Source organism: Acidithiobacillus sp. HP-2 (assembly GCF_015100155.1).
Taxonomy (GTDB): Bacteria; Pseudomonadota; Gammaproteobacteria; order Acidithiobacillales; family Acidithiobacillaceae; genus Acidithiobacillus.
In genome coordinates this window covers 1-3,032 of sequence record NZ_JACKZA010000043.1, presented here as the reverse complement: position 1 = coordinate 3,032, position 3,032 = coordinate 1, and the positions used below count along the sequence as shown (strand labels likewise).

Here is a 3,032-nt window from a genome sequence, read left to right as displayed (position 1 = left end):
CCTGACGCCCATCAACCATCCGCACCGTCGCAAATTCTTCCAGCAATACCGCCACCTCTGCCTCTATGGCCTGCTCAATCAGAGAGCGTGCCGCGCGTCGAAGTATCCCTTCAATGCCCAGACCCAACTCTCCCATCCCACCTGCTATTACGGTATTCTTTTCCACGGCGTACTCCTTATGTTGCTCTTTGAGTCGGAAACCCTTTGTAGCAACAGTACGCCACCTCATTCAAGCCAGTTGTAACGCGCCCGTACACCACTTTCGAGCATAGCTCAAGGGGGCAGCGTGGAACCTGAGATTTTGACCGGGCTTTCCTGGCCATTCATCGGGGGAAATGCACCACTGCTCGAGGAATTTTGCTGAGGAAGGCATTGAAGCCTTCTCAGCTAATGCAATCAAGCCGCAGGCCACGAACTGACACCAAGGTTCCCAGGTTTCAGCATCCGGTGCAGGTTCCGGGCTCCAAATATCCGCAGGCATCTCGACTATGAGAGCATCGAAAAGAGCGTCCTCTATGAAGCCCTGCGAAGCGGCATCAGTGGGATGCGGAAGCGGGTTAGCCGATACTGCAGTAATGGCGGTGCGGACGAGCCAGTTTCCCCAACGCGTCATGCATCCAACGGCATCCGCGCGCGGCGCGATGGTCTTTGCAACCTCGGCGGCTAACCGCTTGATACCGTCGGTCACTTCGGAAACTTGGCTCGGGGCGGGCTCACGGCCGAGCCCGAACTGGAACTGATCTCGCGCGATCCCTAGCAGGAGCGGCAGGATCAGGGAACCGTTCCATTCTGCCTGCTCACTAAAGGCTGCTGGTGCCACCGATACCACGGCCTTCCAGCGTTCAAACCGCCACGACGCTCCGCACCACATAAGGGCATGCGCTACCGGATCGGGGTAATCGTAGAGGGCGAGAAGCCGGACAAACTCGGTCGTATCGATCTCGGCAACGATTGACAGGATATGGTCATCGTCTTGACTAACCGTATGGAAGCTATGCTCGAAGCCCCCACGCCAAAGAGCTGCGAGCTGAGGATGCTTTTGCCAGTGCTCCCTCAAATTTCCGCCAACCTCCTTATCGCGCTGGATGGCGCGGCGTCCCGGGTTTTTAGCAGCTACTTCGACGACGCTGCAGGCGACCACGAAGAACTGGTCTCGGAACGCAGCTTCAGTGGTGGCGGCAGCAATAACAACTTGGGGCAGGAAGGTTCCGAGCGGGGCAGAATGCCAGGCCAAAGACCAAAGATACTCCCACATCTCGCGTGTGGGCATCTTTCGGAGTGCCTTGACGCAGGCTAGAGCCAGCACAACCTGGCGCACGTTTTCATCATAGTCGCCAAACGCGTCCGGTTGGTCGATGTTCGTAGACAGGTTAGTGAGTTTTTCCTGTGGATCTGCCTTTTCGTTGAAGGCGTCGACTATGGCATGAACCAGAGCTTCGAATGAGTTGCACCCTTCCACCTCACGGAGAAGGTCCGTAGGGATGTCTGCAAGACATTGCGGAGCAAGGGCTGGGTTGCTTAGCCGCCGCCGTCGCTCTTGCGGCCACTCAACCATGAAAGCCTCCGCGTTGAACATCGTCATCGCCATCCCAGGCGTCTTTAAAGAAGCGTACCGCGTCGTGTGTCTCAGCATTCCAGCCACGTGTAGCTGCATTTACGAGGCTGTGGAGTCCTCCAACCGTGGCCCCAAAGTGCCAGAGCTCGTCGTCGATAATAGCGAAGCGGTCATGCACGTAGGGAAACCTTCTGCCGAGAGAAAACCTGATCTCAATCCTCGCCGCGCCAGCGCGGCGAGGATTGTGTTGGTTTATGGTCGCAACATGCTCATTGAATAGCTTTTGTATCGCATCCTGCTCAGCCGGATCTTCGTGTGAGTTGGTCAGGACCCTGATGTCGTTGGCAACCAAAATGTCGGGAAGCCAAAAGAGGATTTGATCGTACCGACTCTGCAGGGATTGGCCTTCCTGCGGCTTGAAGAGAAAATCGTCGAGGATGAGTATGCGATCCTGGGCCATCCAGGCTGCCTCGACAAACGCGGTGAGGACTTCAGCTGGACGCGCAGCCCGCCGGGCCTTGATAGCAGGCAAGCTAGGAAACGCGCAGGAATCTGAACTTCTGCTGTCATCACCGTAGCCAGGGAATGTTGGCCAGAGAATTTGTGGCTCCGGATAGGGGCGTGTGACAGGCGCGGTCACGTTGACAGGACGTGGAGGGGCCAATGCCACAGGTCAGGTTCCTCCCGAAGGTGAGGCTGGTGCTGGCTGGCGCTGCGAAGCATATGCTTCAAATGGCAGCGCCAGTTTTGCCATTGCCCTCAACCTTGCGAGGATCGGCTCACTGTCCGGTACACTAAGAATAAGCGAGGCGCGCTCTCCAAGCGCGTTGAGCGAATTACCGAGAAACAGAACCTCGTCATCGATTACCAAGAACCGGTCATGAAGCGGTGGAGATTTCCCGCTCAAAACCAAAGTCGTGACACTTTTCATTCCTCGTGCACTGAGCGTCGCAAGCGCGCTAGCGAAACTCGTTAGTCTTTCGTCCTCAGCCACTGTACTGGTGGAGTTCTTGACTGACTCCTGAGCGCCATCCTGCCGCACGCGGCAGTCGTCGGCGTGCGTGCTCTCGAAGGCGAGCTTGGACGTGAGGATAGTGAAGTCGATCTGTGTGCGCGGAACCGCATGTAAAAACTGTACAATTTCGGCGTCTGTCAAGGTAGTTGTCGCGTCCCCCATTTTTTAAGTAACCTTTTTATCCTGCCGCTGCGGGTTCAGATCTACCGCACCGACGGGTGTCCAATTGCGTGTGTGGCCTGACCAGCGCGCTGGGTTTCTCGCCTTGGCCGCCTCATAGAGGTCATGGCGCCTCGTCAGCAGTGCATGATCCTCGCCCCGATGGCGCTGGGCGGGGGTGACGAAGCGAATGCGGCTGTGACGATGCTCATGGTTGTACCAGGCGATGAAGTCACGCACCCAGATCCGGGCAGCTTCAAGGCTTGCAAAGCCGCTTTCCGGCCACTGTGGGCAGTATTTCAG

3 protein-coding genes and 2 pseudogenes are annotated in these 3,032 nt (G+C 57.1%); all 5 read right to left on the bottom strand.

Going from position 1 to position 3,032, the window contains the following annotated elements:
- Positions 1 to 229: pseudogene (locus H7F11_RS16510) on the bottom strand (IS256 family transposase); the annotation flags it as partial.
- A complete protein-coding gene (locus tag H7F11_RS16505) occupies positions 230 to 1,588 on the bottom strand; it encodes a hypothetical protein (protein ID WP_193649701.1) in 1,359 nt (452 codons plus the stop codon).
- On the bottom strand, positions 1,548 to 2,015 hold the full coding sequence (locus tag H7F11_RS16500; protein ID WP_193649700.1) for a hypothetical protein: 468 nt from the start codon (positions 2,013 to 2,015) through the stop codon (positions 1,548 to 1,550). Before H7F11_RS16500 ends, H7F11_RS16505 begins: the two co-directional genes overlap by 41 nt.
- A gap of 213 nt (positions 2,016 to 2,228) precedes the next feature.
- Positions 2,229 to 2,732, bottom strand: coding sequence for a VPA1262 family N-terminal domain-containing protein (locus tag H7F11_RS16495; protein WP_193649699.1), 504 nt, complete (start codon positions 2,730 to 2,732; stop codon positions 2,229 to 2,231).
- Between the two features lie 3 nt (positions 2,733 to 2,735).
- A pseudogene (locus tag H7F11_RS16490) lies at positions 2,736 to 3,032 on the bottom strand (integrase core domain-containing protein); the annotation flags it as partial.